We start from the raw sequence: 4,932 nt of genomic DNA on the forward strand, positions 1-4,932 counted from the left end.
GCTCTTCGGCCCCATCGGCAACATTCCACCTGCCGAGGCAGAAGCCGCTTACTATGCAAATCTCGCTGAGTCTGTCATTGTGGCATGACGCAAGCAAAACGGTCTCCGGAAAACCCGGGGCGGCTCACTGCCGTTTGCAGCCACGGCAGGTGCAGGCGTGTGTGGCGCATCCGGCTCCTGAGGTATCGCCCGTTCGGACTGTGCATCGACAACGACAGGCAACATCGTCTGCGCCTGGGAGTCGTCCACCAGCAAACCCTGAGCGTACAGTTTGCGCCACGCCCACACCTGGTTGGCGTTGATGTTGTTCTCGCGGGCGATCCGGGCGATGGCGGCACCGGGTTCAAAGGTCTGCTCGACGACCGATCGCTTCCACTCCAATGGATGTCGTCGGTTCTGACGCTTGGCAGGTAATTCGACTGTCTGAGACACCGTGTCCATTCTCCGCTGTTTGTGGACACAGTCAGTCATTCGTGTCCGTCGCAGCCGATGATTGCATCTTCTACGCAAGGCGGGGAACGGTACAGATCAGATGCTTACGATCGACCGGTGCGGTTTCCATCGAGGAACAGCGATTCCGGACAGATTTTTTGCAAGCCACGGGGAGTCAAGAGCAGAGGTAGCAAAATTCGGGCAGACCATAGATTCCAGAATTGCCTTGACATCTCATCTGGCCCTCACCTACCGCTGGGACAGGTCGCAGGTCCATTTTCAGGCGAAGCAAGTCTTTCATTTTGCGAATGGTCGTCCGGTGGGCCGGCGTCATCGGTGTCCCCAAAAAGTAGCCACCATAACCGACGGCCGATAGAGCCGTCCGCAGTAACGCTGGACGAAACCGCGCCTTTCATATCGAACATGCATTTCGGTGAGGTGAACTGCGCTTTCGGAGCACCGAACACCGATCGTGGAATCCCTCGAAACCGTTCGACTTCAAGCGAAACGGCTACTCACTTTCCTCCCGAAATCCAGTTTGACTTTGACCGAAATCCGTGTTTGGCTTCGCCGAAATACGCACTCGCCCCGCTTAGCAAAGGTAAACGGAATTTGTGTACCGTCCTCGGTTGTTTGGAGTCGATATCGGCAAGCGTGATCGCGGCTCGCAACAACGTCTGTATCGGTCGAACGAAAAACGCGGCCACCATGTCGGAAACAACCATCGTTAGGTTTGCCTGAACGGACAGGATGTCCGTTCAGGCGTTCATCAAACGCGTCCCGTATTACGGACAATTGCCGATGACATAGTATCCGGCAGACGTCTGCGCCAGCGTGTTCGAATAAAAGACGTTGTCCAGCCCCATACTCTGGTTCGACCCGTTCGCATAGGCCGTGCCGCCGGAATCATGCGCTCGGCTCGCTTGTACATGTGCATAGTTAGTGGCCGTCGTCTCGGTGCACACGAAGCTCGATTGCGTCGTCGCCGAGACTGACGACGATTGGGCGCTCTCACCCGCATTTGGATCGATTTCGGTCACGGTGTAGGAATAGGTCGTCCCAGCGATCAACCCTGAATCGGTATAGCTGGCAGATGCGGACGAGCCCACCTTGCTTCCGTTGCGATAGACGTTGTAGCTGGTGGCATTTGCAACGGCATTCCACGAGAGATAAACGGTCGTCTGTGTTGTTCCCGACACTGCGAGGCCGCTCGGTGCGGAGCCTGACGGTGCAGGCCCCGACGCCGCGCGGAGGTTATTCTTGACCCAATAGTCCATCAGGAATGCCGGATAGTTGATGTGGGTTGCATCCACGTAGTTCGCGTTGTTGCCGCCAGTTCCGGCCGGCCATGCGTGCGACATGCCGGAAACTGAGATCTCGTGCGTCCGAACGTTTCCGCTGCTGTCGGAATACGGCGTGTTCGTTCCGCCGCCCTGAATCGTCACCTTCGCCCCGTGGGTAAAGGTGCCGCCGTAGAGGATTCGAAAAGTGGCAGTGTCGAGTGGGCCGTACGCCTGCGCGACCGTGTAATCCGATGTCCCCCAGACCGCGCCGGCGATCTGCGTTGAGAATTTGCCCACGTTCGATCCTGCCCATGCCCTGCACTGGTTCGCCGCGGTCGTAGCCGTATAGCCGCTTGGCACATAACCGATCTGCGCCGTGGTCGTTCCAGGCGGCGGCCCGGCATTGATACCGATTCCGGCGAAGATGTCGGGGGCAATGCAACCCAGCACCATCGTCATGCCACCGCCCGAGGAGAGGCCCGCGACGTACACCTGATTGGGGTCGATCGCGTACTGCGAATTGGAAACAAAGCGGTTCACTAGATCCAGCAGCACACCGACATGCCCGGTACCGCGGCTCGGGGACGTGTTCGCATAATCCCAGCAGTGGTTGCTATAAACGTTGCCGGTCGCGTTCGGCGCCAGAATGATCGCCCCGTACTGATCTGCAATTGCTTTCCAGTTGAAACCGGCCGCACTGCTGCTGTTGATCACGTCGCCGGACGCGGTCTGCAGACAACCGTGCAGCACAAGTATCAGTGCCCGCTGGCCATTGGGAGTGGTGGGCTGGCTCGCCGGCCAATAGTAATAGCCGGTCAGGTTGCCGCCATTCACCGAATCTGTGGCCCAGATCTGCTGCCCACTCCAGGTTCCGGGTCCGGGCGTGACCGCGGCCAACGCAGGAGTCGTCGCCAGCGCGACGAAGAAGCCAACAATCCATCGTCTTTGGGGTCGTGAGAGCGGTTGCATAACGTCTCCTTTAGTTGTATGGACACTGCTGTCGAGAGGCAAGCACCCCGGGACGTGGGGGCATTTAGACTCGATGGGATGATTGGTTCGCGATGCGAACTGACAATTCGCCATCTTCGTGGAGAAGCAAACGGACAGAACCGCCGCCCCCAGCACCGCCGCGAACCACAAGCAGCGTCCATGCCATGTACATTGTGGATACGGCATCGCGCCAGCGGAGCCACGTAACCGTCGGGCACGGCGCGTCCCTCGACGCTCAAAGACCGCTTTCCCATCCTTTTCCGCCCCCCCTATGCAGTCAGACATTGAGGAATCCGCACTTCATTTCCGGAAATGCGCTAGCACCAGCCACAGAACTGGATTGGTAGGGGAAATCCCACTCCCGCGCGGATCCACAACTTGAGACACTGCTCGCCTTCGTCTCTGGTCCGAGACGGTTCATAGCAAGCTGGACCGGGCGGCGCTGTCACACGAGGAGAAGATCCGAATGGCAACCGAGGTCGGCACAATCCTGAGCGACTACAGCTATGTCTGGGGGCGCGCTGTGCGTTCGCTCTTCGACACCCTCATTAATTCAAGCGAGGGCACCCTGATCGTCGACCGACAGGCCAAAGTCGTCTGGATAAGTGAGAAATATGCTGCTCACTTCGGCTTTGCCGATCCCAAGATTGCAATTGGTCTCGATTGCGAGACCGTTGTCCCAAACAGCCTCATGCGAGAAGTCGTCAAAACAGGAAAGCCCATTCTGCTCGACATACTTGAAACCGAGCGCGAACCTTTCATCGTGACGAGATTGCCACTGAAGGATGACAACGGCGTCACCATAGGCGCCATCGGCTTTGCCCTCTTTGGACAACTGAAAGCACTCACACCGCTCTTTAGCCAGTACTCGCGCTTGCAAGCAGAGCTCATCGCGACGCGACACGCGTTAGCACACACACGGCGGGCCCGATACAGCCTGTCGAATTTCGTCGGCACGAGCCCTGCCAGCATGGAAGTGAAGCGCCTCGCGCTACGCGCAGCCCAGGTCGATTTTCCCGTCCTTTTACTCGGTGAAACGGGTACCGGTAAGGAATTGATCGCGCACGCGATACATGGGGAATCGGCACGCGCCGACAAGCCATTTGTCGCCGTGAATGTCGCGGCAATTCCCGATTCGCTGCTCGAAGTCGAGCTGTTCGGCGCCGCCGCAGGCGCGTACACCGGCGCCGATCGCAAGGGCCGCGTGGGTAAGTTCGAACTGGCTAGCGACGGCACGCTTTTCCTGGATGAGATCGGAGACATGCCGCTTTCGCTCCAGAGCAAGCTCCTACGCGTGCTGCAGGAAAAGGAATTCGAGCCGCTTGGCTCGAATCGCGTGGTAGCGACCAATGCGAGAATCATTGCAGCGACTTCCGTCGCGCTTCCCGAACTCGTCGCCGCCCGCCGCTTCCGCGCCGACCTCTACTATCGGCTTAACGTGCTCGTCATCCGAACACCACCGTTGAGAAAGCGTGCGCACGATATCGCCGCACTTTCGGACATGATCCTCGATGAGTTAGTGGCACACCACCATATCGGCCGCCCAGAACTCAGTGAAGATGCACTACAACTGCTTCGTGAGCACGCATGGCCGGGCAATGTGCGTGAATTGCGCAATACGCTCGAGCGGGCCGTGATATTTTCCGATCACCAGTGCATCGACGCCAACTTGCTGGTTGCGTTCGTCAACGACATCGACTCGACGCTCTCCGCTCCAGAATTTGCCCGCGAACACGGTGAGGCCCGTGACGCGGACATCAATGAAGCAAGTTACGAGAACGCGATGCGGATGTTCGAGAAGCGGCTTCTCGGTGCCGCACTGCGATGCGAGGGCGGATGCGTATCAAAGGCGGCCGCACGGATCGGGATCGGACGCGCGACCTTTTACAAGAAAATGGCCGCGCTCGGGATCTGACGTCCATCGACGCTAGCCGCTGCGTGCGTGCCTGCCGAGCCATTCCAGTGAAGCTTACAACGCACGTCGCGATGTCATGCATCGGCGATTTCCCGAGCCATGTGCGTCCATTCGTGGAGAGGGCGTCTCCTGCCGGAGACACCGGGGTTCCGCTTCACGAGACTTGCACTCGCGGAGCGGTCTGCAGAGGTGGCGCCGCTTGTTCGGGCAGGGTCCCGAGATTTTTAAGTGGAACCACCGGGGCGTTCATGCTGCCGATTTGATCGCAGGCAGTGTCGCGAAGTATGCCTCATCCGGCGTGCGGTCTTCCAG

At 58.8% G+C, this 4,932-nt stretch carries 3 protein-coding genes; 1 reads left to right on the forward strand and 2 read right to left on the reverse strand.

What is annotated here, in order from left to right:
- Positions 1–51 precede the first annotated feature (51 nt).
- Both AB3X89_RS38845 and AB3X89_RS38850 read right to left on the reverse strand, forming a co-directional pair.
- Complete coding sequence (locus tag AB3X89_RS38845) at positions 52–441, reverse strand: transposase (protein ID WP_368587889.1); 390 nt, start codon at positions 439–441, stop codon at positions 52–54.
- Positions 442–1,217: 776 nt separating this feature from the next.
- Positions 1,218–2,684, reverse strand: coding sequence for a PHB depolymerase family esterase (locus tag AB3X89_RS38850; protein ID WP_368587890.1), 1,467 nt, complete (start codon positions 2,682–2,684; stop codon positions 1,218–1,220).
- A gap of 487 nt (positions 2,685–3,171) precedes the next feature.
- Between AB3X89_RS38850 and AB3X89_RS38855 the strand changes: the two genes are divergently transcribed.
- On the forward strand, positions 3,172–4,620 hold the full coding sequence (locus AB3X89_RS38855) for a sigma-54 interaction domain-containing protein (RefSeq protein WP_368587891.1): 1,449 nt from the start codon (positions 3,172–3,174) through the stop codon (positions 4,618–4,620).
- Positions 4,621–4,932: the final 312 nt, after the last annotated feature.

The sequence above is a fragment of the Paraburkholderia sp. BR14320 genome (assembly GCF_040948665.1).
GTDB lineage: Bacteria > Pseudomonadota > Gammaproteobacteria > Burkholderiales > Burkholderiaceae > Paraburkholderia > Paraburkholderia youngii.

Bases quoted from the DNA above. Each gene is read 5' to 3' on its own strand.
- AB3X89_RS38850 (WP_368587890.1), bottom strand. From the start codon at position 2,684: ATGCAACCGCTCTCACGACCCCAAAGACGATGGATTGTTGGCTTCTTC.
- AB3X89_RS38845 (WP_368587889.1), bottom strand. From the start codon at position 441: ATGGACACGGTGTCTCAGACAGTCGAATTACCTGCCAAGCGTCAGAAC.
- AB3X89_RS38855 (WP_368587891.1), top strand. From the start codon at position 3,172: ATGGCAACCGAGGTCGGCACAATCCTGAGCGACTACAGCTATGTCTGG.